Source organism: Lacrimispora amygdalina, assembly GCF_900205965.1.
GTDB classification, from domain to species: Bacteria; Bacillota; Clostridia; order Lachnospirales; family Lachnospiraceae; genus Lacrimispora; species Lacrimispora amygdalina_A.
Genome location: NZ_OAOF01000005.1, coordinates 190,213 through 215,822, shown reverse-complemented (window position 1 = coordinate 215,822; position 25,610 = coordinate 190,213). Strand labels below are relative to the sequence as shown.

General features: G+C 41.1%; 28 protein-coding genes, 1 tRNA gene and 1 pseudogene. All 30 read right to left on the bottom strand.

All coding sequences use genetic code 11. From position 1 onward, the window contains the following. Nucleotides 1–930: a type II secretion system F family protein gene (locus tag CRO04_RS09545; protein WP_097004005.1), complete on the bottom strand. Its 930-nt coding sequence runs from the start codon at nt 928–930 to the stop codon at nt 1–3. Beyond that, nucleotides 927–2,327, bottom strand: coding sequence for a type II/IV secretion system ATPase subunit (locus CRO04_RS09540; protein ID WP_097004004.1), 1,401 nt, complete (start codon nt 2,325–2,327; stop codon nt 927–929). Before CRO04_RS09540 ends, CRO04_RS09545 begins: the two co-directional genes overlap by 4 nt. Continuing rightward, nucleotides 2,324–3,136: an AAA family ATPase gene (locus CRO04_RS09535; RefSeq protein ID WP_097004003.1), complete on the bottom strand. Its 813-nt coding sequence runs from the start codon at nt 3,134–3,136 to the stop codon at nt 2,324–2,326. The genes CRO04_RS09540 and CRO04_RS09535 overlap by 4 nt, the downstream gene beginning before the upstream one ends. Next, nucleotides 3,133–4,011 carry a Flp pilus assembly protein CpaB gene (gene cpaB, locus CRO04_RS09530; protein ID WP_097004002.1) on the bottom strand — a complete coding sequence of 293 codons (879 nt, stop codon included), beginning with the start codon at nt 4,009–4,011 and terminating at the stop codon, nt 3,133–3,135. Before cpaB ends, CRO04_RS09535 begins: the two co-directional genes overlap by 4 nt. A gap of 11 nt (nt 4,012–4,022) precedes the next feature. Beyond that, a complete protein-coding gene (locus tag CRO04_RS09525; RefSeq protein WP_097004001.1) occupies nt 4,023–4,448 on the bottom strand; it encodes a prepilin peptidase in 426 nt (141 codons plus the stop codon). Beyond that, nucleotides 4,438–4,728 (bottom strand): DUF6133 family protein, encoded by a 291-nt coding sequence (locus tag CRO04_RS09520; protein ID WP_097004000.1) that lies wholly within the window; start codon nt 4,726–4,728, stop codon nt 4,438–4,440. Before CRO04_RS09520 ends, CRO04_RS09525 begins: the two co-directional genes overlap by 11 nt. Nucleotides 4,729–4,781: 53 nt before the next feature. After that, a complete protein-coding gene (locus CRO04_RS09515) occupies nt 4,782–5,147 on the bottom strand; it encodes a SpoVG family protein (RefSeq protein ID WP_242974411.1) in 366 nt (121 codons plus the stop codon). Nucleotides 5,148–5,202: 55 nt separating this feature from the next. Then, the gene (locus CRO04_RS09510) at nt 5,203–5,763 is read right to left on the bottom strand and encodes a YodL domain-containing protein (protein WP_097003999.1); all 561 of its coding nucleotides are present in this window, start codon (nt 5,761–5,763) and stop codon (nt 5,203–5,205) included. Between the two features lie 30 nt (nt 5,764–5,793). Continuing rightward, nucleotides 5,794–9,837 carry an S-layer homology domain-containing protein gene (locus tag CRO04_RS09505; protein ID WP_097003998.1) on the bottom strand — a complete coding sequence of 1,348 codons (4,044 nt, stop codon included), beginning with the start codon at nt 9,835–9,837 and terminating at the stop codon, nt 5,794–5,796. Nucleotides 9,838–9,889: 52 nt separating this feature from the next. Continuing rightward, complete coding sequence (locus tag CRO04_RS09500; RefSeq protein ID WP_097003997.1) at nt 9,890–10,477, bottom strand: hypothetical protein; 588 nt, start codon at nt 10,475–10,477, stop codon at nt 9,890–9,892. 3 nt (nt 10,478–10,480) lie between these two features. Beyond that, entirely contained in the window at nt 10,481–10,765 is a 285-nt protein-coding gene (locus CRO04_RS09495) for an AbrB family transcriptional regulator (protein ID WP_097003996.1), read from the bottom strand. Next, nucleotides 10,762–11,196 (bottom strand): hypothetical protein, encoded by a 435-nt coding sequence (locus CRO04_RS09490; protein WP_242974419.1) that lies wholly within the window; start codon nt 11,194–11,196, stop codon nt 10,762–10,764. Before CRO04_RS09490 ends, CRO04_RS09495 begins: the two co-directional genes overlap by 4 nt. A 38-nt stretch (nt 11,197–11,234) precedes the next feature. Then, nucleotides 11,235–12,167, bottom strand: a complete 933-nt coding sequence (locus tag CRO04_RS09485; RefSeq protein ID WP_097003994.1) for a DNA adenine methylase — start codon at nt 12,165–12,167, stop codon at nt 11,235–11,237. A 4-nt stretch (nt 12,168–12,171) separates the two neighbouring features. Further along, on the bottom strand, nt 12,172–12,375 hold the full coding sequence (locus CRO04_RS09480; protein ID WP_097003993.1) for a hypothetical protein: 204 nt from the start codon (nt 12,373–12,375) through the stop codon (nt 12,172–12,174). A gap of 484 nt (nt 12,376–12,859) precedes the next feature. Beyond that, entirely contained in the window at nt 12,860–13,438 is a 579-nt protein-coding gene (locus CRO04_RS09470) for a hypothetical protein (protein WP_097003991.1), read from the bottom strand. Nucleotides 13,439–13,853: 415 nt separating this feature from the next. Continuing rightward, complete coding sequence (locus tag CRO04_RS09465; protein WP_097003990.1) at nt 13,854–15,110, bottom strand: potassium channel family protein; 1,257 nt, start codon at nt 15,108–15,110, stop codon at nt 13,854–13,856. A 312-nt stretch (nt 15,111–15,422) separates the two neighbouring features. After that, nucleotides 15,423–15,677 carry a hypothetical protein gene (locus CRO04_RS09460; protein WP_166432515.1) on the bottom strand — a complete coding sequence of 85 codons (255 nt, stop codon included), beginning with the start codon at nt 15,675–15,677 and terminating at the stop codon, nt 15,423–15,425. Beyond that, nucleotides 15,643–15,828, bottom strand: a complete 186-nt coding sequence (locus CRO04_RS09455; protein WP_097003988.1) for a hypothetical protein — start codon at nt 15,826–15,828, stop codon at nt 15,643–15,645. The genes CRO04_RS09460 and CRO04_RS09455 overlap by 35 nt, the downstream gene beginning before the upstream one ends. Beyond that, nucleotides 15,825–16,292: a hypothetical protein gene (locus CRO04_RS09450; RefSeq protein WP_097003987.1), complete on the bottom strand. Its 468-nt coding sequence runs from the start codon at nt 16,290–16,292 to the stop codon at nt 15,825–15,827. Before CRO04_RS09450 ends, CRO04_RS09455 begins: the two co-directional genes overlap by 4 nt. Before the next feature lie 1,028 nt (nt 16,293–17,320). Continuing rightward, a pseudogene (locus CRO04_RS09445) lies at nt 17,321–17,488 on the bottom strand (23S rRNA (uracil(1939)-C(5))-methyltransferase RlmD); the annotation flags it as partial. A 165-nt stretch (nt 17,489–17,653) separates the two neighbouring features. Next, nucleotides 17,654–17,722, bottom strand: a tRNA-Ala gene (locus CRO04_RS09440). A 301-nt stretch (nt 17,723–18,023) separates the two neighbouring features. Next, nucleotides 18,024–19,286 (bottom strand): flagellin lysine-N-methylase, encoded by a 1,263-nt coding sequence (fliB, locus tag CRO04_RS09435; RefSeq protein ID WP_097003985.1) that lies wholly within the window; start codon nt 19,284–19,286, stop codon nt 18,024–18,026. 75 nt (nt 19,287–19,361) lie between these two features. Next, nucleotides 19,362–19,967 (bottom strand): hypothetical protein, encoded by a 606-nt coding sequence (locus tag CRO04_RS09430; RefSeq protein ID WP_097003984.1) that lies wholly within the window; start codon nt 19,965–19,967, stop codon nt 19,362–19,364. Then, the gene (locus CRO04_RS09425) at nt 19,930–20,496 is read right to left on the bottom strand and encodes an ECF transporter S component (protein WP_097004068.1); all 567 of its coding nucleotides are present in this window, start codon (nt 20,494–20,496) and stop codon (nt 19,930–19,932) included. The genes CRO04_RS09430 and CRO04_RS09425 overlap by 38 nt, the downstream gene beginning before the upstream one ends. 25 nt (nt 20,497–20,521) lie before the next feature. Further along, entirely contained in the window at nt 20,522–20,902 is a 381-nt protein-coding gene (locus CRO04_RS09420) for a MerR family transcriptional regulator (protein WP_097003983.1), read from the bottom strand. 84 nt (nt 20,903–20,986) lie between these two features. Continuing rightward, nucleotides 20,987–21,742 (bottom strand): flavodoxin, encoded by a 756-nt coding sequence (locus tag CRO04_RS26795; RefSeq protein WP_242974410.1) that lies wholly within the window; start codon nt 21,740–21,742, stop codon nt 20,987–20,989. Nucleotides 21,743–21,794: 52 nt separating this feature from the next. Next, complete coding sequence (locus CRO04_RS09410; RefSeq protein WP_097003982.1) at nt 21,795–22,964, bottom strand: iron-containing alcohol dehydrogenase; 1,170 nt, start codon at nt 22,962–22,964, stop codon at nt 21,795–21,797. 21 nt (nt 22,965–22,985) lie between these two features. Beyond that, the gene (locus CRO04_RS09405) at nt 22,986–24,104 is read right to left on the bottom strand and encodes an aldo/keto reductase (protein WP_242974409.1); all 1,119 of its coding nucleotides are present in this window, start codon (nt 24,102–24,104) and stop codon (nt 22,986–22,988) included. A gap of 28 nt (nt 24,105–24,132) precedes the next feature. Continuing rightward, entirely contained in the window at nt 24,133–25,242 is a 1,110-nt protein-coding gene (locus CRO04_RS09400) for an aldo/keto reductase (RefSeq protein ID WP_097003980.1), read from the bottom strand. An 18-nt stretch (nt 25,243–25,260) separates the two neighbouring features. Next, nucleotides 25,261–25,599: an NAD(P)H-dependent oxidoreductase gene (locus tag CRO04_RS09395; protein WP_097003979.1), complete on the bottom strand. Its 339-nt coding sequence runs from the start codon at nt 25,597–25,599 to the stop codon at nt 25,261–25,263. Nucleotides 25,600–25,610 lie beyond the last annotated feature (11 nt).

Genomic DNA, 25,610 nt, shown 5'->3' with positions numbered 1-25,610 from the left:
TCACCTCCTGTACTCTACGGGCTTTGTAAGCTTAATCACAAAGGCTGTTGAAATAAAGATTGCTGCTGCACATACCGACAAAACAATTTGTCCAACTGCCGTATGCGTCAAAGTATAGTACCAGTCTCTGTTTAGCAGGTACATAATGGGAATATTGCCGACTACAAGGAGTGCCATCATTATAAATTCTTTTCTTGGTTCGAACACCATATACTCCAGCTCCGCGTTAACGATTCGCATATCGGACAGCTTGCTTACGATAGGAGTCAGAGTCGTTTTTAAGCACCGGTCATACTGACACGCTGCGATAGCATCACACCACTCATGGAATACTTCATTTTCAATTTGTGAGTTCATGCCATGAAGTGCCTCTACAATATCCGGATTAACCAGTTTTACCTTTGTCAAAAATCCGGCGAACACGCTTTTTACAGGAGGATTTAAGTAAGAGACGCTTTCTTCTACCGCAGTAACGATATCTTCATTCCGAAGGTATGCTGAGGTAATAATAGATAAAGCAGTTTCTAACTCATCCGCAATGTTTTTTTTGTAATGGCTGGCGGTCAGCCTTATATACCAGAATGGCAGAAACATCATACCGACAGCCAGAACTGGAACAAGAAATACATTATTCATAAGTACAGCAAGGCTGACACCGGTGGCGAAGCCTAATAGTGAGGCGGCACAGACAAGAGAAAACCATCCGATCCGTTCTGTAATCTTTAGAATTTCCTGTATCTCTGTAATCTCCCGCCGGAAAAGAGACATCTTTTTCCGCTTGGCCGCCTCGTTGATTTCGGAACGTATGCTCTTATTCTTTCTTGTCAGAAATCCAAACAGGCTATCTGTAAATTCCATGGGAGCTAAGCCTAATAAGAGGAAAAAGCCGGCTATTAACCCGATACAGGAGGCTAAAAGAATTGTGGTCATGCTATATCACCTCCCAGCCCAAGAATCCGTTTTAAGGTATCCTGCGGCATCCCATTTTCAAGAAAGCGTTTCTGCAGACTTTGAGAGATACCTTGTATTGCCTGATGGCTTCCACTTATAATAAAGTTTCCGTCCTCTACACGGTTTTCCGTAATTTGAAACTGAAACAGACTCCGATAGTTTCTTGTGCCATCCGGTAGGATTTCACATTCCATGATTTCCATCATTCGCCGTTTTTTATTTTCAAGCTGTTTTGCGAATACCACGATAGGAAAGGCTTCTGTGACCAGATCCATCAGGGTGTTATCAGCCATATCGTATTTCCGCTTGCAAAGGGTAACCATACGGCGCCAGGTAGCTTCACATGAATTTGAATGAATGGTGGTCAGCACCGTATGCCCTGTCCTGGCAGACTCCTGTGCAGCATAAGCTTCTGGTCCACGCATCTCGCCCACACAGATGATTTCAGGATTAAAGCGCAGAGCCATATCCAGAAGAATATCCTGATCAATGTTCTGTTTTTCATTTTCACTGAACCGGGTCAGAGTATGGATTACACTGTTAGTAACTTTGCCGTCCTTTTTACGGATCAGTGCCAGTTCACGGGAACCGTTTTCAATGGTAAAAATACGTTTATTGTCTGGGATTGTGGTAAGCAGCCAACCGGCCAGTGTAGTTTTACCGGAACTGGTAGCTCCGGCAACGCAGACAGAAATACCATACCGCAGACATTCCGTAAGAAAATCCAGCATAGGTTCCGTGGCTGTGCCTCCCCGGATAAAATCAGCTTTTTGCATACTCTGAGGATTTACGATACGAATGGAAGCGGCTACGCCTACATCCTCATCTACCACCGGGGATTTTAAAGCCGCAATTCGAATGTTTTTACTTAAATGTCCCAAGATGGCGGGGCTTGCATTATCTAAAACCATACCGGAAACATGAAGCATGCGTCGTACCACATTGACCGCGTGTGCCGGACTTTCAAACTGTTCATCTAGTTTTTTGGTCACTCCGCTGCTATACTGCACCTCGATATCATTCCAGGCATTAACATCGATTTCTTCAATTCCTGCACCAAAAACGTATTTAGTCAGGAAAGAAAACTCTGCCATCTCAGTGTAAAGGGCATCAACCAGCTGGGATTGTGACATATCGGCAACTGCCAGGCGGTAATCCTGAACATATTTGCTGATATAGCGCTTCACCTGGGACTTGACTTCTTCGCTATCTCCGTCAGTGATTAACGCTGCATACTTGCTGGAAATATAGGACTGCACCTCTTTGAGTACCTGCCGGAACTCTCTGATCGACCCTTCCGCAGAAAAAAACAGTTCCTGATTACCGTCGGTGGTTTGATTCAACAGGATATCCGTTTGTACGTGTTCTTTTCTCATACACCGAACACCTCCTTTGCGATTTCTGCTATCTCCTTCCGAAAGCCCCGGCTGTCCTTAAGCGAAAGATCTCCAAGGAGGTTCCCATCTAATCCCAGCTTCTCAAGTTCATCAGAATGCGGAAGTTTAAAGGTTACATTTCCAAGCACCTGCTCAATATGCTCGCTTGCCTGATTTGGTTTTACATCAGATGCAACCTTATACTGTTTATCTGCATCCCATTTCTGATCTTTTAGGAGCGGGAGCTGGCTGGACAGATAACTGATGGATTTCAAATCGCAATTTACCAGCCGAAGAACCGAATCAGCCTCCAGAAGAGATACAGCGGAAAGAACATCATAGGCAATGTAACTACTACAATCGATGATAATATAAGGAGCAATATCCCGAAGACGGTCAATTAATTCCGTTGCCAACTCCGTAGTATAGGGTGGGTAAGTATACATATTTTCCCCCTTCTTCATTCCTATGATGGTCAAATACTCCATTTTTTTGAGGGTAATACAATTTTGACGGATAAGCTCATCTGTAATATGAGTTGCTGCCAAAATACTTCCGAGGGAACGTTCACATTCCAGATCTGTCGGCGGACATATGCATGGCAGCATCGGTGCCGTCATGTCACATAAAAGCAACAATACATTGCGTTTATGAGCAGCCAGATATTTGGCAAGCCGTACACTAACTGTAGTCTTTCCACTGCCAGGGCTGCCCCACACCGCTAACACCTGAACATCTGGATTTAAGTCCTCCTGGGATGGCTTCATCTGATTCCTGAAAAAAAGACTTCCTTTCATAAAATTAATCATTCATTCCCCCTACTTTCCGGTTCTACAGCAGAATTGGCATATGTGTCCGTTTCAGAGCTGTCATTTGATGATGTATCACCAGAACTATCTTCTGGAACTGTACTGTCTGCCTGAGAGGTTCTGTTCTGGCTTAGGGAAGGATACAAAGCCTCCAATAGTTTACTTTGAATATCTAAAAACTTATCTGCGTTTTCTTTGCTGCCCCGATAGACAAGAGAAAGATGGATATTGCCCTCCGATTCCAACTCTGCCAGGATTTTCGCCTGATCCGGCGAAGCCAGCAGGGTCACAGAAGCAGGTAACTTCTTTTCTTTTTCTGCCGATTGATTGGATTCGATGTTATTCTGATTTAGATCATAACCGGAGCTTGCAGTTACCCCAATGACCTTGATATAAGTCAGTTCTGGTGGAATAACAGTTGCCCCCTGTTTTTTATAATCCGATGCTATGACACTGACAATATCGCCGGATGCCAGTTTACCAGATAGCCCTTGTGCAAAGTTTTTGATACTGACTGATATAGCCTGTTTATCTCCATCGAGGTCATATAAGTAATTATTTTCCTCTGCCGGAGCAGCCGCCAGTTTTGAAGTTAGAATATAATCACCAGGTGACAATGCCGTTACTGCGTATTTACCAATAGCAGAATCCATTTGCCGAACCACCTGCTCTGGTAGGTTATAGCTGCCTACTTCTACCGACTGAACCATATCTTTAGTAATCTCCTCTCCGCTTCCAATCTCTTTTACCACCCGGACAATGGTTGCTTTCTGCGATATACTCTGGTTATAGAGAGGTGTAATTCCAAAACAGATAAGTAATGCGAGCATAATACAAATAACACCAAGTACTGTGCGGTTCTTTAAAAAACGCATGAATGTTCCTCCTAACATAAAAAATAAGCTGCAAGGCAGCCAATTGAAAGAAAAGGTGCAAGGGGATATGATTTTTTTATATCTTTCCTGTGCCGTTTACAAATCAGAGTATGGATCATATGGAATGTCAGCATCAGAATCAGTCCTAAAATCATACCGGTCATACTCTTTTGAAAGCCCAATACCAGACCCACTGCAGCTGAAAATTTGATATCGCCTCCGAATAGACCACCCAGGAAAAGCGCAAGAAACAGAAACACTGCAGCGGTTAACAGTCCAAACAATTTTTCCGGTGTAAAGTCCAAAAGCCCGGTCAGAGCAATTCCAAGACAAATCACGTCAGGAATGATCTGTTTTTTTACATCCCATATGGTAGCTGCAACCAGTAAAGCAATAAAAAAGCCGCCCTGCAGCAGATGCGGCCAATCACTTACCATAGTTGAACATATCTACAATGCGCTCTTTCAAAGTCGGGAGTACCGTTTCTCCAAATAGGGCATAGAGTCCCGACAACACCAACGCACCAATGACTACAGAAATTAGAATCTTAATAGCAGTATCCACAAAACCTTCCCCACGCTGGGAGCTAAGAAGTTTCCATACGTTTGAAACAGTCAGAGTATTTTTTGATTTATCAAATAGAGATACCAGCTTACTTTCAATAGTTGCAGAAATACCTGACATTTTGTATCTTACCTTATTTAATGGTTTTCTCATGACAATTTTCCTCCAAAATAATTATTTAATAACAGATGATAAAATGTTGAACCTCAAAGCCCTGCCATTTGTATGCCAGCATTCTGTTCTGGCATTTCATCCGAAGTAGGCATCTCGGCTTTCCGCTGGTTCTGTTCATGATTTTGTGTCAGAACAAGATCATAAGCCTGAAATACTGCCTGATTTAGTTGTTCCCGAAATTCTTTCGTAACCGGAAAGCAGATGTCCTTGTATTCGCCGCTCCCTGCCTTATAACTTGGCATTGCAATAAACAGCCCCTTAGTACTGTCAACAATTTTAATGTTGCGAATGGCAAAGCAGTCATTCACATTAACGGATGCATAGGCGCGAACATTTCCGTCCGGGTATATAGAGCCGATCTTCACGTCGATTTTCATAGGTGTTGTCTGTGAATTCATTTGAGTTCCTCCTAGTTCTAGAATAAATGCAGCCCTTCAACTGCAATACTTGTAATTATAGATTCATTTGTGGTTCCTGACCTTGCTCCTGTTGCGGCTCCTGAAAAGAAATTTCTTTGAAACCACAGGTATCACAGTAGTAAAATGCACAGCCATTTTCATCGTACAACTCCAGCACATCGGACATAGAAAAGCTATGTCCCTGGTAGCCGGGTGGGTGGTCGATATTAAATTTCGTATAGAGTGCTTCCAAATCATTAGTCTCCACCTCGCCGTCATACACTACCTGATAGCTGGCAGAGTCCGGCTCCCCGAAGCGTCTTGTAAGCGTATCATAGCTAATGAATTTCATCATAATATCTACTTCGGGTGCAAGCTGCCACACGCGGCAGCGTTTGAGCAATGCTGCGTTGCCCTCCGGATCAATGGTTCCTGCCGCCAGTCTCTCAAAGGTGCCGGGCTTCCAGTCCACCTCCAGTCCTCTCTTTTCTGTAAGATAGGACTCCAGCTCATCGGTCTGAAACATGGGATCTACCACAGCTTTTTCTCTTGAGAGGTAACCAGCTATGTTGCCGTAATAGAGAATACGGTTGCTTCTAATTTGAATGTTGCTCATGAAAATTCCTCCCTTCAGATGCATTCACCCTTACTGGAAGTAAAACTCTACGCTATATGTAATATTACTCTTGTTATACATACAATCGTGATTTGTGTAGTAATAAAATTCCAGCTGACTGTAGATGCCGGGTGAAAGTGAACGGCTGAAGGTGATGCCGTTTGTGGTGGTTTCGTAATCCAGCTGATCCCACTGCCCGGTCAGGATGTTGTAGCCTCGGACACGGCCATAATCATTGCCGGAATGCCCGGATACTGGCGGCACAGTAAAGGTATAGTTGGTTATGGTCGCGCCGGAAATACCCTGCTCTAAAATCACTGACTCCGGACCGGTCAGGGTCATACCGCCACCGCGGTTTGGGTCAGCTGCAAAGAATACAATGGCTGCCCAGGAGGATTCGGCTCCGGTGGAATCCACTGCTTTTACCCGCACCACATTTTTGCCAAGCGGATACGCTGTGCTGGTCTCAGCAGGACGTCCCTCCCAAATGTAGGTAATGGCATCTCCATCCGGATCTGTGCTGTAAGCAGTAATGGTGACAGGAACACCGGGTGCTATACTGTTTCCGCTTGGTGTACGGGTAATGGCTGGAGTGCTGGGTGCAGAATTGGTTACAGTAAAGGTAATATTCGTCCAGTCGGAATATAGCCCCCATGCATCTTTGGCACGGACCTTAACAGTATGGGTACCCACGGAATAATAGCTGTCAGCAGTGTTACCGGAGTATTCCAGCGTTACTGCATCCCCATCCGGATCTGCAGCTGATGCAGTAATGTTTACCAACAGCTTACCGTTCCGAGCAGTTCTATAGACTGAGGCATATCCTACAGGCTTGTTCGGCGCATTATTAGTAACCGCAAAGCTCTGGGAATAGCTAAAGGTTCGGCCCATGCTGTCGGTAGTGCTGGCAGTCAGGACATAACTTCCTGTGACATTGATAGAAATATTACCTCCGCTATTAGATAGGTTTCCGTTATAGCTGGCGGTACTGCCTCCTTTTGTTAATGACCACGAAAGGATTCTACCGTCCAGTCCGGTAGCTGACGGCAGGGATACTTGAAAACCGGAACCAATGTGAACGTTAGATGGAACTGTAAACGGGAAGCTGGCAATGGGCTTGATGGTTCCGATATTGGAAGTAAAGGTGAATTTCCGACTGTTGGAATCAGTTACCTCTGCCACCAGCTTTACAGCTATTGTTTTGCCTGTAGAGATACGCAGATTCCCGCCATTGGTAGAAAGGGAGCCATCCGCATGCTGGGTATAGGGATTTGCTGCCCCGCCATCCGCTGAGAGGAGCCATGCTATACTCATATTATCCAGCTCGGAACCTGTGGTATTGACCGCCATAGAATCTCCGCTGTAGGTCAATGCTGGAATACTTATGTTCATATCAGGGATTGGGTATACGGTAAAGCTTTGGGTTCTTTCGTAGGTACGGCTGGCAGGGTCTGTCATTGTCAAAATCAGCTGATAGTTCCCCTTTGCGGGTAATGTAATTGTACCGCCCATTCTGGTAAGGGTTCCGGAGGCGTAGATTTCATAAGGCTCCAAGCCTTCTTCGTCCTGAATAATCTTCCAGCAGGCAGTGAGGTTCTCCATGTCCGTACCGCTGACGGTGATCGTTCCGGCTTCACCTGTATACCAGATGAGAGGTACATTTAGTGTAATCGTAGGAACTGGATAGACTGTAGTACTGGCACTGTAGGAAAATATCCGCCCCAATGCGTCCGTCATAGAAGCTGTTAGGGTATAAGTTCCCACTTCTTTAAAACGGATTTTCCCGCCATAGGCATTCAGGCTGCCCTCCAGCGCATTGTTAAGTTCCGCAGGATTTCCATCCTTTGTGAGCGTCCATTCTACCGGCAGTGTGTTATTGTTGCCGCGGGTTCGCAGGTCAATCGTTCGGTCGGTATGAGTCGCTTCCGGAAGTTCGAAAGAAAGAGACAGTACCGGAAGTACTTCAATTTTTCCTCCATTTTCATACAGGAATACACGCCCGGTTTCATCGGTGATTCTTGCAATGAGCTCATAAACTCCGGCGTGCTTAAAGCGGATCGTTCCGCCGCTATTTGTCAGTGTACCATCAAGATAAGTCGCAAGATTTTGGAATCCAAAGCTATTCTCTAACAGCCATTCCACAGTTAAGCCATCCAAATCCATGGTTTTTGGAATCACAGAAACGGGGGTATCCGTATGGGCTGTTTCCGGCAGCTGGTAGGTAATACATGGAACCGGATAAACTTTAATGGATGAGGTATAGCTGTAGCTGCGTCCGGCAGGGTCTGTAAAGGCGGCTTTTAAAACATAATCTCCCTTTTTCTTAAAGCGGACGGTACTGTTTTTATCGGTCAGCGTTCCTTCAATATTATCAGAAAGAGTGATGTCTTCACCGTTTCGGGTCAGTGACCACTGGATTTTAGAAGTCCCAAGATTCTGGAATGTAGCTTCTACCTGAACACATTTGTCCATGTGCGTAATTTCTGGCAGGTAAAAACCTACAGAGCCAACTGGGTAAATAATAATAGTTTGCATAGCATCAAAGACTCTGCCGGTTTCATCAGTTAGCGTTCCGGTAATCCGATACACGCCCTTGTCCCTAAATCGAATCTTTCCACCCGCATTGGTCAGGGAACCTTCCAGTTCGTCTTTGATTTCAGCCGATTCACCGTTTTTCATTAAGCTCCAGACCACAGGTAATCCATCTGCATTCATTCGTGCTGCAGTAACTTCCAAGGCCGTATCGGTGTGAGACGTTTCTGGAAGCTTGAATGCAATCTCCGCGACGGGATAGACTCTTGTTCTTTCCGTATGGATAAAGATGCGTCCGGTTATATCCATGATCGTGGCAGTAAGGGTGTATGTGCCCTTGCTTTTAAAGACAAAGCTGCCTCCCTCATTAGAGAGAGTGCCGTCCAGAATATCGGCTGGCTGAACCGCTTCTCCGTCCTTTTCTGCCGTCCACACAATGTCATATCCATAGAGGGCTTCCAAAGAATAGTCCAGCGTAACGGATTTGTCTGTATGAGTCGTTTCAGGGAGGGCAAAAGTCAGGTCAATCGTCGGGTAAATGGTTACTGTTTTAGCGAGCAGAGTTTCTTTTCCTCTGACATTTTTTGCAGCTGCGGTCAGGGTGTATTTCCCTGGCTCCCTAAACTGGAGCGTTCCTTCCTCCATACCGAGTGTGCCGATACCTGCAAGCTCCATTGGCTGTTCGGAGCCATCCGCAGCAGTTTTCGTCAATGACCAGGAAAAGCTCTCCATGTATTTCCATACCGGTATGATTTTAATTTCAGTATCGGTATGAGCGGTGACGGGAAACTCAAAGCGCACCTGCGTATCTGGATAGGAATAGGAGCCACCGCTGGAATCACCGTGGTCATCCGAATCCCGTCCGGGTTTTGGTATAGGTGTAGGCTTCTCTGGCGCAGGCTCCACCGGCATTGGCGCTGGCTCCACTGGAACAGGCGTAGTGGGCTCTGGGGTCGGTTTGGGTATTTCAGAGGTTGGAATAGGCAGCGGCTTTGTCTTATCAATCATTTTCTCTGCTTCGCCCTTGGTGATTGGTTTATTCGGCTTCAATTTGCCGCCATCCTCATCTCCAATAATGTCATCCTCCCTGCCGATGATGACGTAGCCCTTGTCACTATTTTTGATATCCTTGTCATCGTCATATCCACTGTGACCTTTGGTATTCTTGGCTTCCTCATCCCTTCCGCTGATACGCACCAGCATCTTTATAATCTCTGCACGGGTAATGGGTTCATCTGGTTTAAAGCCATCTGGATAATCAGCAGGATCAATGATCCCTGCTTTGATGAGTGCCTCAATATACTTCTCCGACCAGTGACCGCGGGTATCCAGGAAGCTGGCTGTATCCTTTTTTGCATCCGCCGTATTCAGCGGAATGTCCCGTACTATAATTGCGGCAAATTCACCGCGGGTAATGATTTCATCCTTCGGTATAAACAATTCCGGACGCTCCTGGGTATAAATAAAAAAACCGCCGCCAAGCAGCAGGAATAGAAGGAGTATGGCAAGCATGCCGACCCTCTTCTTTTTTTTATCTGTCATGAGAGTACCTTCCTTTCATTTTTTTGAAAAAAGCAATTAAAGTATGTAATCTTCATAGCTTAAACTCCATGCCGCCATTTTGCTCCTGTTCCTTTTGATGCGCTTCCAGCATTTCCTGGGTCGGATAAAGGAGCTTTCCATCCTGCATCTCAAATACGCAGAAGTCATTCCTGTCGCAGATCATAATCCTATGCTGGTAATCCATCTGCATTTCAACAAATTCCTGCATTTCTTTTTGGCTGCAAAGCCATACACCGGAGGTGTAGCGACCATCTGGCAGAAAACAATAGCCGCTGTACTGCGGTTGATGGCTTTTTAAATCCAGCGCTCCTGCCGGGCGTATCTGACTAAGCTGGAGCCTGGCATGGTCTGTGAGAATTTCCGGCTTTGCAATGCCCATAATATCGCTGCGGTTCCAGCGGGTTTGCTCCCCGTTTTCCAGAGACACGGCAAAGACCGCCCGTCCATTGGGATTGGGCTTGCTGCCGAAACCTCCGGTACAAAAATACAGCTGATTCTCCGCACTTCTATTATTTTCAGGCAGAGAGGAGGCGCGAAGAATGACAACCTTACCGGCAATAGAAAAGTCATATCCGATCTGCTGGCAGTCTAGCGGGGTAAAAAGCATATTTTCTTCCATAACTTAATCCTCCTTCCGTTGCTTAAGAAGCTCAGTCAATTCACCGATCAGTCCAAGACGTGTGCCGTCCGGCATTTGCTTAATCGCTGCACGGACGAAGGCTTCCACCGCTTCCGGAGACTGATCTCCCACCTCGATGAGCTCCACCTTTTGAATACTGACCGCACCCTGTCGGACATTCATCTTTACGATATCGCCATAGTCCAATCCAGACGCGGAGCGCATCTCCTTTGGAATCAGTACACGGCCCTTGCAGTCAATAATTCGGTATGTATTTTTTGAATTCATAGACAGTATCCCTCCTTCCTCATTACCTCCCGAATGGTATCAGGGTAAATGCCAAGCTCCTGAAAGAGCCCAGCTAGTTCCTCCGGCAGACGGTTCAAAATATCCGGAACCAAAATAACAATAGCACCATCGCCGCAGATGATTTCCAAATCACTGTCTGCAGAAATCCCCGCCCCCTCCAGCACCTCTTCTGGAAGATTCAGACCGTCCTCATCCTCTGGTTCATCCTTTTCTTCCAGCGTATCCTCTTCCTGCAGAGCGCACAGTGGTATGGCAACTTCAATCCCTGCCTGCGTAAGTAAAAGAAGTGGAGATGCTTCATCTCCCCTGGATGCAAGCACCACTTCAACCTGTTCACCAGGGGTAAGTCCGGCAGGAATCACAGGAATAGTTAGAAGCCCTTGGTGGTCGACTGCCGCTTTTGTTTTCATAATTTTCAAAATTAGTTCCTCCTTTATATTTTTTCCGGTTAAGACTCACTGAAAAAGAGTTCAGGATCAAAAAGAGTCATTTGTAATGGCCTATCTCTCAGCCGTTCTCCGGTGTCATAGTTGGAGATAAATACCTCGGCGTATTCACTTCCGTTGTCATATCTCTGTGCTAGGTTGTTAAGACGGCTAACAGCTTCTATATGAAAGTCCTGGTACAGCTCCCGGATAAATTCGCAGTCATTGTAGCTGACCAAAAACTTACCCTTGCAGACTGTCAGCGTATCCCGCAAGCGATAATGATCTTCCTTTCTGAACTCTACCGCATAATGTCCTTCTGTCTGGTAGTAAGGAGGGTCACAGTAAATGAAGGCATTCTCCCGGTCGTACTGCCGGATGAGATCTTCAAAGTCCTTGTTTTCAATGACTGTGTCCCTTAAACGAATATTGGCCTGCCAGAGCAGATGGAAGGTCTTTCGAATATCGAAAGGCTGGCAGCCGAAGCTGGTACAGCCGCTTCCGTAGCTGTAGCGAATGAGCTTAAAAAAAGCAGCGGCACGCTTGACATCATTCATTACCGCTTGCTCCGTTAGAATCTGCTGTATGTCCTTATAATCTGGTGGAGGAAGGTGACGCTCGGCAAGCTCCAGCTCCTTTGAAAGATACTCGCTGGTGAACTCCTCCTTTGAGAGATACTTGCGCAGTACACTAAATTCATCCCGGCTATTCAGCGGCAGAAAGTTCAGCTCCCGAACCAGGTCAAGGGTCTGCTCCTTTGCACACTTAAACAAATTTGCCAGGTCGGAGTTGAAATCGTTATACACCTCCATGGCAGTATCCATGGGACGCCCGAACAGCACCCAGCCACCACCACCGAAAGCCTCAATGTAACGTCCGAACTCTTTGGGCATTCGCTGATAAATCAACTCTCTCAACGCCTTCTTTCCGCCCACCCAGCTAATGATGCTGTTCATTTTTTCACCTGCCCTTGCTGCGGCGGTTGATCGCATCAACCTCCGTTTTCATACAGGTTCCATCCGGACTCCAGCAGATGAAACCGACTTGGGGGTATGGGCAGCCATCACAGCGCGAGAGATCCTGTGGCAGTGAGACACCATAGCGTTTGGGTAAACTGGTTGCTCCCGTACCTTTTCTTTCTGTTGGTTTTGAATTTTGATTCATGCTTTGCACTCCTTTCGCTGAAAATAAAAAAGGCACCATCTTTTTTTTCAAAGACAGCGCCAATTTATAATTATTTTGTTATTAGGTTGTAAAAAAAGAGCGTCTCTCAGTTTCCATTGAAACCAAAAAACGCAAATTAAATTGTTATTTTATTGTGAGACTGGTTATCCAAACTGCATACTACCCATCTGTTGCCCCTGTCCCTGTTTCAGTTCTTCCTGCGTCATTATACTCCAGCTGCTTCCGCCGTTCCATAAACTAACATAGATTTCTCCAGCCGAAGTTTTAATCGGCCTCTGCTCAAAACCTTCGCCGAACCCATCATTACTTGGATTGCTGGGTTTTACTGGTCTTGTCCGATACCTTGCGTTTTCCGGCCCTTCGCGCGATCTCCGCCTAAACCTGCTCGAACAGCGGGCGGGATATAATGGCTTCATGGTGGTTAGGCTCATTACGATTTGTCATGGCCACGGTCATTACAGCTTCACCCATCATAGTCATAATCGGGGGAATGCTGTCCGTTGTTGAATTGTTCCAAGCTCATACCGTTTGCGTAAACGACACCATAAGGCGTGACCTTGCCGTCCTCGTTCAGAAGCAGGGAAAGCGCAGTTTTTCGGAAGTCCACAGTTTTAAGCGCATCCTCGGTTACGCCGCCGTGGAGATCCATATAGTGTTCCCGTCCGATAGCGCTCAGGTCCGTGAAATCGAGGACGACCGTTGCATCCAGACAGCAGAAGGTCAGGTTGATGAGGTCGGCAATATCGTCATAGCCATGGCTGACGGCTACGCCTTGAAATTTGGCAAGCTGGTGCTTATCAAAGCTCTCAAGACGCTTTGCAAGATAGTCCAGCTCATCCACATTGACCGAAACCTTCTCCAACCGCTTAAGGATGAGGAGTACTTCGACGATTTCCGTGACATGGCAGTCACGTTCTGTGGCACTTCCGATCCCGACGGCTTCCAGCCTTGTGTAGACATCTTTATACTTTGAAATAGGAAAACAGACCGACACGGGCAGCAGGTTTGTTCGTTTAGGGTTGGATAGCATTACTTGTATCATCTTTTCGCCGCCTTTCTTATCCTCGTTGGAAATTGGTTGTAGTTATATACCATACTTTTGTACCTCCTTGTTTAAACATAAGCTTAGATATAAAACGGGTGTATTTTTATGATTAAAAAACACCCGTTTTTTCTAAGCCCTGATTTTTTTAGGGCTTAGTCCTGCCTATATATTTATCATTCTACAGATGTCTGTGTTGGTTTCCTAGCCGATTTTTAAAATATCTTGCTTGTCTCACTCCCATCAACAAACCGCTGTATTCTTAAGTGTCAAGAGGGGTATCTCTCATAAATTAAGCAAGCATTAGTATCATATCAGTCCTTTCTTTTCTGCAAATTAGACAATAAAAAAGGCTATGTTTTTCCATAACGAAGAACATAGCCTATGAGTTAATTAATTTTTATTATACAAAAACTCAATCCGAATATTTTTTTACAAGGGCAGTAACGAATAACGAAAGTGTTGATACACCTAAGCATCCCTCTATTAGTATAAAAAGCCTGCTAATCCAAGAAAGCTTACCCAATTCGGTAAAACCTATTGTAGTAAATGTTATACCTGATAAATATATATATTCGAATAGAGTTTTAACGTTTTGTGGTAAGTATTGAATTCCAACTGTCATATTACCGGAAAAAAATAATTCAATAAAATCACAAATCCAGAATAAGAATCCAAAAATTATAATTACACATGCAGAAAATATTATTGCATTTTTAGGTTTATATCCATACCCATTACAGATTTTCAAAAAGTTATTTGATATTTTTAGTAAAACCTTTTTGAGATTATTTTGTTCTTTTTCTATACATAAATCATTTTCTATCTCTGATACTTTATAACTAGCTTGACAATATAATTCAACATTTTTTTTATAATTTCCTTGTTTTATAATTTGCCATGTAGCAAGGTTCTGTTTCTCAAAATATTCTAATTTACACTCATTAACAAATTGTATCTCAGTATTATTTATTTCGAAGGAATGAATTATTACAGATGACTGCAAAAATAATCGCCTAATAAATGAATCTGTAAATTGAAGTTGTTTGCATTTCACTCCAATTTGTAAAACCTCTACATTACTTTTCCATAAAGAGAACAATCCAACATTGATTTTATTCTTTCCCCTAACATGTCCAACTATTTCTCTCACATTACTTTCAGTAAATACAATTGATGTTGCAGATTGATGGTAAATAAGTCTATCTACGTTACTTCTTCTTATATCTATTTTATTTGTATAATTATCTACTACACTATCTTCTAAATCAGGTTTCATGAAAGTGGATGCATCCGAATAAATATCACCCGTTTTAGAATCTGCTATAAGTAAATCTCCTTTTTCTATTTCCATATGCTTTACGTCAATATCAACGATATGTAGATTAGTATTATAACATTTTAGTATTGAAACCGAAGAATGAAAATCAGAAAAAGAAAAAAGATAAATCGTATCTCTTAATGTGTAGTTATTAACAATTATAGTTGCATTTTCACAAGAAATATGGATATCTCCTATTGTAAAACATCTCTCTCTAGTATTAATTTCATTAAGAATACTAATAAAAAAAGTATCACAAAATTCGATGCTGTTCCTATCATTGAATGCAATTTCTTGATTAAGAGTTTCTTTAGTCTCGTTATCAAATAAGTTAATTCGCATAGAAATCATTTAATTACACCCCCTCACAAAAAGATCAAAATATATTTGTTCAGATTCACTTTTGGCAGATGTCATCTAAAAAGCTAAAAAAACCAGGGCAAAAAAGGGGCATTTTTTACCCCAATTTTTGCTCATTTTTCGCTACGAAACCACAACATCTGGTGTCCCCTTGGTGTAAGGGTATAATTTCAAGATTTTCAGCATGTCATGTTTCTTTTTAGAATTGATAACTATGTCAATTATAGCATAGCAACTCTCATATATCGATGTTTAATTTAGTAAAAATAGGAGCTGCCAACGATAAAATCCTCAACATACTGGTTAGGAAATATCGTAAGCCTCATACCTATTCATAGACATTTTAATTTTTAAATCAGTTTGCTGCAAAAGCTTTTTTGCATATACAAGAACAAGCGAAGCTGGAATTGAGATTAAAACTGCTGCAGCTAGCCAGCCTTCAAGACAAAAAGTGACTGTAGAATTTTTTGCAAGTTCCGGCACACCCTGCGTCAGATTATTAAGGCTGTTTTCCATATATGTATTACCTAATCCTTTCATAGTATCCATTGTTATCAAGAAAAATCGTTCCTCCGTTAACTGCCCCTCCCAATGATCCTGATGCCTTATTTCTGGCGTATAAATCATTTGCCAATAATGAAATCAGCTTCTGGTATGCATCTGCCACAGAGAGCCGATCTCCTACATTTTTGAAAACAGTCAAAATCATGGCTTGCTCGCCTCCTTTAAAATAATGAGAATTTGACTTATCTGTTCCATCGCCTCAGAATCAGAACGTTCGAGAAGTTTCGCAAACTCTGAAATTGCCTCAAGGCGGTCTACCATCGGCAAGCTGTCAGATTTCATCTCTGGAGCAGGAATTTCATTATAATTAAGAAGCCTTTTTCCAAATACATACTGATCATATCTTCCATTACATCTTTTCAGCAGATAAGACGCGATGCCACGGAGATGGTTTCCTACCGCAAATGTCCCGACAATCTCTTCCGGCACCTTTATTTCAACTATAACTTTGTTGTCACCAATTACCATAGGCATCTGAAGCTGAACATCGTACCTTGAAAACAAATTTAATGATGCAGATTCCGCGGCTCTACGAATATCCTGAATTGCATCAACAGCCCGTATTCTGGAATCGGCGAATTCAATTTGTACCATTTTTGAAACTAGCATTGTTACCCTCACTTTCTAACACCTAGCATTATTGGTGTTAATAATTTGTTATTATCAGGATACCACTGTCTTGAACTTTTGTCAATAATATATTATTAACACTTATAATAATTTTTAATGCGTCCATTTTCTATTCAACATTCCACATACTAAAACAAGAACTTTCCTTTCATTTTTGCTTGCTTATCTTATCTCATATCCAACCTGTCAACTCAACACTTCGCCATTATTTGCAATAGACCAGTTTCCACAGACGGTTTAAGAACGTAAAAATCGGTAGCCCGAGCCATTGTCCAAACAGCACCAACTTCCAAAATCCGCTTGTTTTCTACACTTTTTCATTGTTCTATTTCTCGGCTTATGACATCAAGCCACACACTCCACATTCCCGTAAACGGAAGTTTTATACTACATTGCAAAAGCAAACTGCCAGATTCTTAGGTGGGGTAAGTTTTTTACCCCACTTGCTGCCGTTTCCCCTGCAAAATCTTTTAATTAATGGCAAAGCTAATTGCTCGTCCTTACAAACTGGAAATTAAATAATATCACTTGCTCTTAAGAACTCTTCCACTTTCTCAAATCTCTTATTCTTATACGGAATTTCCAAAAGTGTTATCCCATGCTCTGCTACATTATGCTTGTTCCAACTAAATATCAAGATTGATTCTCTTTTACTCGATGTGACAATCAATGAAGCAAACAAACCATAGTTTAATCAACGCCCCATTGGCACTATCAAAGATAAAAAAAATAGTTACAAAAGGGGAATGAACTCTACAATAAAATAGTTAATCAATAGATAATAAATATTTTTTATTCTTTGGAATTAAAGGCTTTAACTGTTGTAGAAGATTTATTGTCAATCCATTACAAAACATTATTCCATCGTAATGCATAAATTTTCACCTCTTTATATTCTATCATTACTTTCTAATTTTTTATATTCATAAAAATGAGTCAGTCTTACAATACAAGACTGACTCCCACAATCAATTTCAGTTAAAAACATTCATCGCATCTACATATTCCTGCAGCCCATCCGGCTTTAGTGCATAAGACACATAAGCAGCCTTCGTCTTCGCACTTGTCGCATCTAACTCGTCCGAGTCCAAATCAACCACAATCTTATCATTCGGCTTTTGTTGGGACAATAGAACAACCGTCTCAACATACGTGGTATAAGAAATCATATCTACTGTTTTCTAAAATACAATCATTAGTTCAATTTAGATTAAGGGCAAAAAAGGTATATTTTCAAAACTGAAAATGTACCTTTTTCGCTCTTGATTTATCAAGTGTCCCGTCCCTATAAGTTATAATTCAAGCCACAAGCATTCATGCCTGTGGCTTTATGTATATAATGGAGATAGTGGGATTCGAACCCATGACCTCTTGAATGCCATTCAAGCGCTCTCCCAGCTGAGCTATATGCTATCCTTTTCCCTATCTCTAAAAGCAATTTGGACAGATTTTGCCTTTAACTATCCTATTTCATCCGTAGAAGAGCCCAAAAACCACTACGTATTATGGTACAACCTATATATTTCTTCTCTTCACAACAATACGTCAGCTTATTTAAAACGAGCAGGAGAATTTGATGCCATCACAATCAAATCGTTATTACGTCCGGAGTAAAACAGGGATTATCATCAGTTGCAAAATATCTGTTAAATGCCAAAAGCGAGGTTTATATAGAAAACCCTTCCAATAAAAATTGAATAATAAATATCTTTAATTTTTGATAAGCATCGCTGCGCAGGCAACATTGATCATATTATTTTCACTAAAAAATTGAAGAAGTCTTTGAAGATATGGAATATCATGGTTGATATTTTTATCATATGACTGTATTAATTTCAGAACTTGCTGTGTTCCAAATTGATTCTTATGATAACCTGCCATACCAATCAATAAGTTCTTGATCATTGTGTAATGCAATACCATTAATATGTACTCGATAAATATTGTTTTTTGAACAGTAAAAATGCTTTTGTCATGAATACTCGTTTGCTGTCCAAATGGGAAAAGTTCTTTGAAAACATAATTAACAAAATAATTTTCGAATATATATTCATACTGCTTCATGAAACTATCATAATAGTTCATTTTAATATCTCTGTATTCAAAGGTTAACGTCTCATCTTGTATTTCATCTGTGTAATGAAGTCCGTGTTTGAATTGGCCAATACACTCTAAAAACCGATTGCCGGTTACACCAGTTTTCAATCGATATTCAAGTAAACTCATCAACGTTTTTAACATCGCTGCAGGTTGGTTTGGGATGCTGTTGATAAATTTATTGAAACCAAAACAGTCAATCAGATGCGTGTAATCGTCGATAAGCTGCAGCACGTCATCTTTTGAGAATGTATGCATTAAATTCAGGTCATTGCAGAAGCGCCCAAGTATAATCAATCGATCTTCAAAGCAATAATTCCGATTCTGTAAAAGTGCTAATACAAAATGACGCACTTCTCCAAAATACGGATATATCCGGTCAGGGTACTCTGTTTCCGATAAATATACAGAGGGTATCTTCGCAATCCGAGGGTCATCCTTTATACTTACCAATGAAAACTGCATGGGGAGAGAATCCAGCAAGGCGAGGCGGGCAGCATGCGGACAGGATAAATTCAACGACAATTCCAACTGCCCGTTAACCCTCACATAATTTCGGGGAAAAATACCACACGTTACAGATAAATAGTTTTCACCGTACAATTTCTGAATATCGCATAGCTTTTCATCGGTCAAAAAAGGGCAAATATTCTTAGATAACACGACTTCCGCATAATTTCCCTCGACCTTCAAGATGCCGTCTCTTGTTATTTTTCCTTCGAACAGATTACTATTACCTGTGTACATGAGACTTTGATATTTTTCATAACTATCTTTATCAATGGCAACCCGCCACCCACAGCAACAGGTATCTTCACAGTCTGACGAAATGCATGTAAATCTGGATACATAATCCGGTTGTAATACTTTCTTCAAAATCCACGCTCCTTTAGTGAGTCTATCTATAGTTTAATACCAATCATGTATTTCATTGCAGTCGAGTACCTTGACTTAGTTATCAATCAATATACTATTTTCTCGTATCTGATATTTTTCAAAATACTCCTTTTCCTTTGGGATCCATTCCAATATGAACCTTTTTAACATACTATCACCGTTACGTATTTTGATTCGTTCTATTTGCTTAGTATCAGAAATAGTCATAAATATTTTTATTTGATAAATGTCACCAAAATAGGGATGCTGACAATAGGAACCCTCAATAATATTTAACCGCTTACATGAAAGTTCTTCTCCAACCTGTATCATCCCTAAAGTACAGTTATAGGGACGATATGTTATAATTTGCTTATTTAGCGTCGGAACGATAACCTCTTTCTTAAATCGTTCATAATCAACATTACCACCAATTTCATTGAGACGCTCCTGTGTTCTTTGGTGTTTTTGAAGAAAAAAATCGTCCATATGGAATAAATTACAATCAAATTCATTTTTCAGATAATATCCAAGTGTTGTCTTTCCCGAAGCACACATACCATCAATTCCAACCAGAATTGATGAATTTTCGTTTGTTTTCAGCATTTCATTAATATACTCTACGATCGGAGCAAACTTTTTTTTACAAGAATGTGCTATCACTAACTTCTCTTTTTCCATATAAATACACTTCCATATCCGTTTTCCTTAAGCTGATTACAATCGCGGGAACTATAATTAACTGAATGATAATACCCGGAATTGCACTTGCAAATGCCTGGGTTAAAAAAATAATCCATGTAAAAGAGTTTCCAAGAATTGAGAATAATAGGTAAGAGGTTATTCCCCATGCAATTCTCCCAATTGTCATAGTCAGAATCAGCGAGTAATATATTCCAAATTTGTATCTCTTCAATTGTCTGTATAGAATACCAGACATCATTCCATAAAAAAGTAGTTCAATGGACATCGCAAGCGCTACTGGCATCAAAGGCGGTGCGCCAAACAAAACGCTGTTGCAAATCGGCAAAATCGACCCAACAATTGCACCATATGGCGCTCCGCAAATAAATCCACATAATAACACAGGGATATGCATTGGTAAAAGCATTCTGCCTATCCCCGGCACATGCATCGTCACAGTGGGCAGCACAATTCCAATTGCCAGGAACAAAGCTGACAAAACAATCTTTCTTGTATTCATTCTCATCCTTAATCTCTCCTAATACTATTCTTCATGCTTTTTTTAAATTTTCTTCAAATTTCAGCAAACGTTCCTCATAACCCTCGATTTTCGTATCAAGATACTTTAATGTATTACTCAATTCTTCAATTTTATCTGCAATCTGTCTTCTTTGTTCCAGTAATAATTCTTTTCTGGCGTCAATTGTATCATTTCCCTGTTGAAATAAACTTACATATTCTATAAGAACTTCTATTGACAGCCCCGCACTTCTCATGCACTTGATAAAGTGTACCCAACGGCAATCTTCTTCTGTATAAGCCCGATTACCGCTGCTGTTACGTGTTACATGCGGTATTAGTCCGATGCGTTCATAGTAACGCAAAGTGTCAGCTGTTAAATCATACTTTTTACTTACCTCTGCAATTGTCATAATCTGCTACTCCTTTTCTATATATTACTGCTCATTGTATAAGCCTCTTTCATAGTTTCACTACTATTTCCTCTTACATAAAATTTATTTCAAAATACCAAGTGAATCAATCCATTCTGTTATGTCGTTCTTTGATTCATTAACCTTGGATCCACGGATTGCTAATCCTTCTAAGATCACAGAATCCGGACAAAGTTTTTCGATATCTGAAACTCCGCTTCCAAGGCCGCTGCCCTCATGACTGCAAAATGGAATAATCGTCTTTCCTGTGAAATCATATGACTCTAAAAAACTAAAAACCGGCATTGGAATGGTACCCCACCAATTTGGATATCCCAAAAATATAATGTCATATTCCTCCATATTCTCAACCTGACTGATTAATTTTGGTCTCGTATCATCTTGCTGTTCTTTTTTTGCCTGATCTGTGGTTTCATCATAATCTTGCGAATATGATAATTCTGTCTTAATAGAGAATTCTTCTCCACCAGTGGTTTCCTTAATATAATCTGCCATTATTTTCATATTGCCAATAATGGTATCTCCATTTTTTGTTATGCTGGCTGACGAAACTGCATCTAATTTATCATCCTGTTTTACATTATCCGCACGGGTAAAGTAAACAATTAAAATTCTGCTCTTCTCTGTTGTATCATCATCACCTTTAACTCCAGTATCTATCTTATCAGGTGAAGTTTCATCAATATTCGTACTATTTATCATATTAGCAGTTGTTTCGTCAGCAGCAGCACTTCTGGTTACACGTTCTTCAGAATTTCTGCCGCAACCTGTTAAAACAACAGCAATAAATAGAACTAATATAGCAACTTTTCTTCTCATAGTCACCTTCCTTTTTAATAAGGGGGCAGATTGCGCCTGTCCCCTTTTATTCTTATATGCACATCTTAAAAATGTTTATTACATCTTCTTCATTTAATGGTTTAAATGCAAAGCCAAGACCACCACTTGCAACTGCTTTTTTAGCCATAATTTCAAAGTTACTGTCATCAATTCCAATCTCGGTAAATGTACTCTGAAGTTCCAATGTCTGGAATAAAAATTCCTTCACCATTTTGATACTCTTCTTCGCAACTTCCATCTGTGGAAGTGATGCATCTATGCCAAACACATTACATCCGAACTGATAGAACTTGGAAACAGTTGTTTCATCTAATGTGTATTCCAGCCAGCGAGGAGTAAGAATTGCTAAACCAAGGCCATGAGTAATATCATAGTATGCAGAAATTTCATGCTCCATAGGATGGCAGCTCCATGCCTGTCTTTTTCCCCCATTGACAAAACCATTGATTGCCCAGGAAGATGTCCACATAAGATTTGCTCTTGCTTCATAGTTTTCTGGTTCTTTCATTGCAATTGGAGCATACTTGATGATTGTCTTCATCAGTCCTTCCATGACTGTATCAAGCATATACAGATCCTGATTCATATTAAAGTAGACTTCCATGATATGATTCAACATATCTGCTGCACCGCATGCTGTCTGATATTTATTAACTGTATAAGTACTGGTTGGATCAAGAAAAGATACCTTTGGCTGCATAACCGGGAACAACAATCCAATCTTATCCTTTGTTTCCGGATTGCTGATTACTCCGCCACAATCCATTTCAGAACCTGTTGCTGCCAGAGTTAAGATATCAATAATTGGAAGACATTTTTCAACTGAAACTTTCTGCATAAGAATATCCCATGCATCTCCGTCATAAAAAGCGGCTGCACCAATAAACTTCGTACAATCTATAACAGAACCACCACCTACTGCAAGTAACACATCAATGTTTTCTTTCTTGCAGATTTCTGCACCTGCATTTACGGATGAAACCCTTGGATTTGGTTCGATCCCAGATAATTCAAAAAGTTCTAATCCTGCATTTTTAATTTCTGCAACTATTTTGTCATAAAGTCCTGTTTTTTTAATAGATCCTCCACCATAAGTGAGAAGAACTCTTGTCCCATAATTACTCAGTTCCTCTCCAAGATGCCCTAACTGATTTTCTCCAAAGTATACTCTTGTCGGTATATCATAAATAAAATTATTCATTACTTTGTCTCCTTTTCTACATTAATGATTATAGATTTTAAAATACTCTGCAATTTCTTTCATCCGTGCACTTTGAGTTACATGAAACGGACAGCGGCTGTCGCAATGACCGCATTCTAAGCAGGCATCCGCCTTGATATTTAATTTTTCATAATGATTTGCTGCCATTTTGTCTCCGGCAAGAGACAAATCGTAATATTTATTAATCAACCCTATATCGATTTTCGCTGGGCACGGCTGACAGTGATTACAGTATACACAGTTTCCAGTGTCAATGATCTCAATAAAACCACCAACAGCCGAATAATCCATATCCGAAGCAGGTGCCTCAGAAAATCCAAGCAGTTGTTCTAAATCTATCAGGTTTCGGACTCCCGGAACAACCGTCAATACGCCCGGACGATCAAGAGCGTATTTTATACATTGATATCTTGTCAAAGATTTTCCGAAAGGGGAGGATTTTTCATCCAGAAGCTGTCCTCCGTGAAAGGGTTTCATGACAGAAATTCCTACCCCGTCCCGCTCACATCTTTGAAATAACTGTGCTCGTTCAGAGATAGAACCAATTCCATACTCATCGCCTTTTTCAAAATCATAAGCAGGATTGATGCTGAACATCATCATGTCAACCAAGCCGGTATCAATAATTCTGTTGGCAACAGCAGGTGTGTGCGAAGAAAACCCTATATGACGAACCTTTCCTTCTGCTTTTAATTCCTTCAGATAATCCAGAACTCCAGAAGTAATCAATTCATTCAGGTCGTTATCTGCATCAACACAATGCAGGAAACCAAAATCGGTATAATGGGTTCCAAGACTTTCAAGCTCCCATTGAAAGGTATCTTTAATTTGCTTTAAATTCCTTGACCATCCGTAATCTCCTTGGGAATTATATACAGCTCCAAAGTGAAGCTGCAAAAACAATTTATCGCGCTGTCCTGCTATTGCACGGCCAAAAGGAGCATATACATTTCTGCCTCCGGCACAGAGATCAAAAAAATTAATTCTATGATCGATTGCTTTACGGATAACCCTTTCTATTTCGTCTTCACTGCATTTTTGAATTCCTCCCATACCAAGACCAAGAGTGCTGAATACTTCATTCTCTTCTCCGCGCGGAAGCTTTCTGTATTCCATCATATATCCTCCAAACTTCTTACATCACAATTTATCTTTTTTCAAATTCTTCTGCTACAGTAACCAGCAAATCACGAATTTTCAAATGTTGAGGACAAACATGCTCGCACTTACCGCACTTAATACATTCACTGGCTTTTCCATTTTGTACAGTATGTACATTATGATAATAGTAGTCAGTATTCCAATTATGAAATACCTTTTTCGCATTCAGGCAGGCAAATAAATCAGGAATAGCAATCTTCTTAGGACAGTCATCGGTACAATAACGGCATGCTGTACAGGGAATCAGATTCTGAGCCTTGAACACTTCGCATACCTTGTTTACTGCCTCTAATTCTGTTTCAGACAGTGGATGGAAGTCTTTCATGTAACTGATGTTATCCTCCATATGCTCCATATTGCTCATTCCTGAAAGTACCATCATAATTCCCTCAAAACCAGCAGCAAAACGAATTGCATAACTAGCTGTACTTCCACCATGAAGCGAATCTAATATCACTTTTGCATCATCTGGAAGATTGACAAGATTACCGCCCTTCGTTGGCTCCATAACGATAACCGGTTTCCCATATTTGCGACAGACATCATAGCACTTTCTGCTTTCAACAGCCGGATCTTCATAATCTACATAATTGAATTGAATCTGAACGACTTCAATCTGGGGATACTCCGTCAGGATTTCTTCCAAAACAGAAGCCTTGTCATGAAATGAGATGCCGAAATGTCTGATTTTCCCTTCTTCTTTCAGTTCCAGTGCAGTTTCGTATGCTTCACATCTTTTAAACTTTGCAAAAATATCTTTACTTTGTGCATGCATCAAATAGATATCAAAATAATCTACACCGCAGGCTTCTAACTGACTCTCAAATAACGGACGTATCTGTTCCTGTTTCTCAAAAAAGTGGGTAGATAGTTTATTCGTTAAAATATACTGTTTACGGGAATAACGCTTTGTCAGGCAATTTCTAAGTGCAGTTTCACTTTTACCACCGATATATCCATGAGCTGTGTCAAAATAGTTAAATCCATTCTCCATGAAAATATCAATCATAGCTGAAAATTGAGCATAATCCACTTCATTATCTATCATTGGCAAACGCATACATCCAAAGCCAAAATTCTTTTTTATATTTTCCATGAATAACCCCCTTGATAACTATCGAATAAAATTTGTAGAAATGCGTTCTTCGCGTAACGGAAAGGAAATACCATGTTTCATTCCTATTTCTTTACAATTTAGAAACCATGCCATGTTTCTTGCCAGAGTTCTCATGATTTGCATACCTTCTTTGTCTTCACGAACTTGTTCTGGTGCGGCACCATGAACCATGTTCCAGTATCTCGATGGAATCACCGGCATCTGTGCATGTAGGAAATATTTATTTATCTGCTCTGACTCAATCCCTTCTATTTTCAATGTATCAGCAATTTCACACAAAGCAGTATAGGTACACCCGTGCTGATGCGGACTGCCATTTACTAAAAGAACTTTCATCTGCAAGCCAC

Excerpts from the sequence above, each read along its gene's own strand:
- CRO04_RS09545 (WP_097004005.1), bottom strand. The coding sequence starts at position 930 with ATGACCACAATTCTTTTAGCCTCCTGTATCGGGTTAATAGCCGGCTTT.
- CRO04_RS09540 (WP_097004004.1), bottom strand. The coding sequence starts at position 2,327 with ATGAGAAAAGAACACGTACAAACGGATATCCTGTTGAATCAAACCACC.
- CRO04_RS09535 (WP_097004003.1), bottom strand. The coding sequence starts at position 3,136 with ATGATTAATTTTATGAAAGGAAGTCTTTTTTTCAGGAATCAGATGAAG.
- cpaB (WP_097004002.1), bottom strand. The coding sequence starts at position 4,011 with ATGCGTTTTTTAAAGAACCGCACAGTACTTGGTGTTATTTGTATTATG.
- CRO04_RS09525 (WP_097004001.1), bottom strand. The coding sequence starts at position 4,448 with ATGGTAAGTGATTGGCCGCATCTGCTGCAGGGCGGCTTTTTTATTGCT.
- CRO04_RS09520 (WP_097004000.1), bottom strand. The coding sequence starts at position 4,728 with ATGAGAAAACCATTAAATAAGGTAAGATACAAAATGTCAGGTATTTCT.
- CRO04_RS09515 (WP_242974411.1), bottom strand. The coding sequence starts at position 5,147 with ATGAATTCACAGACAACACCTATGAAAATCGACGTGAAGATCGGCTCT.
- CRO04_RS09510 (WP_097003999.1), bottom strand. The coding sequence starts at position 5,763 with ATGAGCAACATTCAAATTAGAAGCAACCGTATTCTCTATTACGGCAAC.
- CRO04_RS09505 (WP_097003998.1), bottom strand. The coding sequence starts at position 9,837 with ATGACAGATAAAAAAAAGAAGAGGGTCGGCATGCTTGCCATACTCCTT.
- CRO04_RS09500 (WP_097003997.1), bottom strand. The coding sequence starts at position 10,477 with ATGGAAGAAAATATGCTTTTTACCCCGCTAGACTGCCAGCAGATCGGA.
- CRO04_RS09495 (WP_097003996.1), bottom strand. The coding sequence starts at position 10,765 with ATGAATTCAAAAAATACATACCGAATTATTGACTGCAAGGGCCGTGTA.
- CRO04_RS09490 (WP_242974419.1), bottom strand. The coding sequence starts at position 11,196 with ATGAAAACAAAAGCGGCAGTCGACCACCAAGGGCTTCTAACTATTCCT.
- CRO04_RS09485 (WP_097003994.1), bottom strand. The coding sequence starts at position 12,167 with ATGAACAGCATCATTAGCTGGGTGGGCGGAAAGAAGGCGTTGAGAGAG.
- CRO04_RS09480 (WP_097003993.1), bottom strand. The coding sequence starts at position 12,375 with ATGAATCAAAATTCAAAACCAACAGAAAGAAAAGGTACGGGAGCAACC.
- CRO04_RS09470 (WP_097003991.1), bottom strand. The coding sequence starts at position 13,438 with ATGATACAAGTAATGCTATCCAACCCTAAACGAACAAACCTGCTGCCC.
- CRO04_RS09465 (WP_097003990.1), bottom strand. The coding sequence starts at position 15,110 with ATGATTTCTATGCGAATTAACTTATTTGATAACGAGACTAAAGAAACT.
- CRO04_RS09455 (WP_097003988.1), bottom strand. The coding sequence starts at position 15,828 with ATGATTTTGACTGTTTTCAAAAATGTAGGAGATCGGCTCTCTGTGGCA.
- CRO04_RS09450 (WP_097003987.1), bottom strand. The coding sequence starts at position 16,292 with ATGCTAGTTTCAAAAATGGTACAAATTGAATTCGCCGATTCCAGAATA.
- CRO04_RS09430 (WP_097003984.1), bottom strand. The coding sequence starts at position 19,967 with ATGGAAAAAGAGAAGTTAGTGATAGCACATTCTTGTAAAAAAAAGTTT.
- CRO04_RS09425 (WP_097004068.1), bottom strand. The coding sequence starts at position 20,496 with ATGAGAATGAATACAAGAAAGATTGTTTTGTCAGCTTTGTTCCTGGCA.
- CRO04_RS09420 (WP_097003983.1), bottom strand. The coding sequence starts at position 20,902 with ATGACAATTGCAGAGGTAAGTAAAAAGTATGATTTAACAGCTGACACT.
- CRO04_RS26795 (WP_242974410.1), bottom strand. The coding sequence starts at position 21,742 with ATGAGAAGAAAAGTTGCTATATTAGTTCTATTTATTGCTGTTGTTTTA.
- CRO04_RS09410 (WP_097003982.1), bottom strand. The coding sequence starts at position 22,964 with ATGAATAATTTTATTTATGATATACCGACAAGAGTATACTTTGGAGAA.
- CRO04_RS09405 (WP_242974409.1), bottom strand. The coding sequence starts at position 24,104 with ATGATGGAATACAGAAAGCTTCCGCGCGGAGAAGAGAATGAAGTATTC.
- CRO04_RS09400 (WP_097003980.1), bottom strand. The coding sequence starts at position 25,242 with ATGGAAAATATAAAAAAGAATTTTGGCTTTGGATGTATGCGTTTGCCA.
- CRO04_RS09395 (WP_097003979.1), bottom strand. The coding sequence starts at position 25,599 with ATGAAAGTTCTTTTAGTAAATGGCAGTCCGCATCAGCACGGGTGTACC.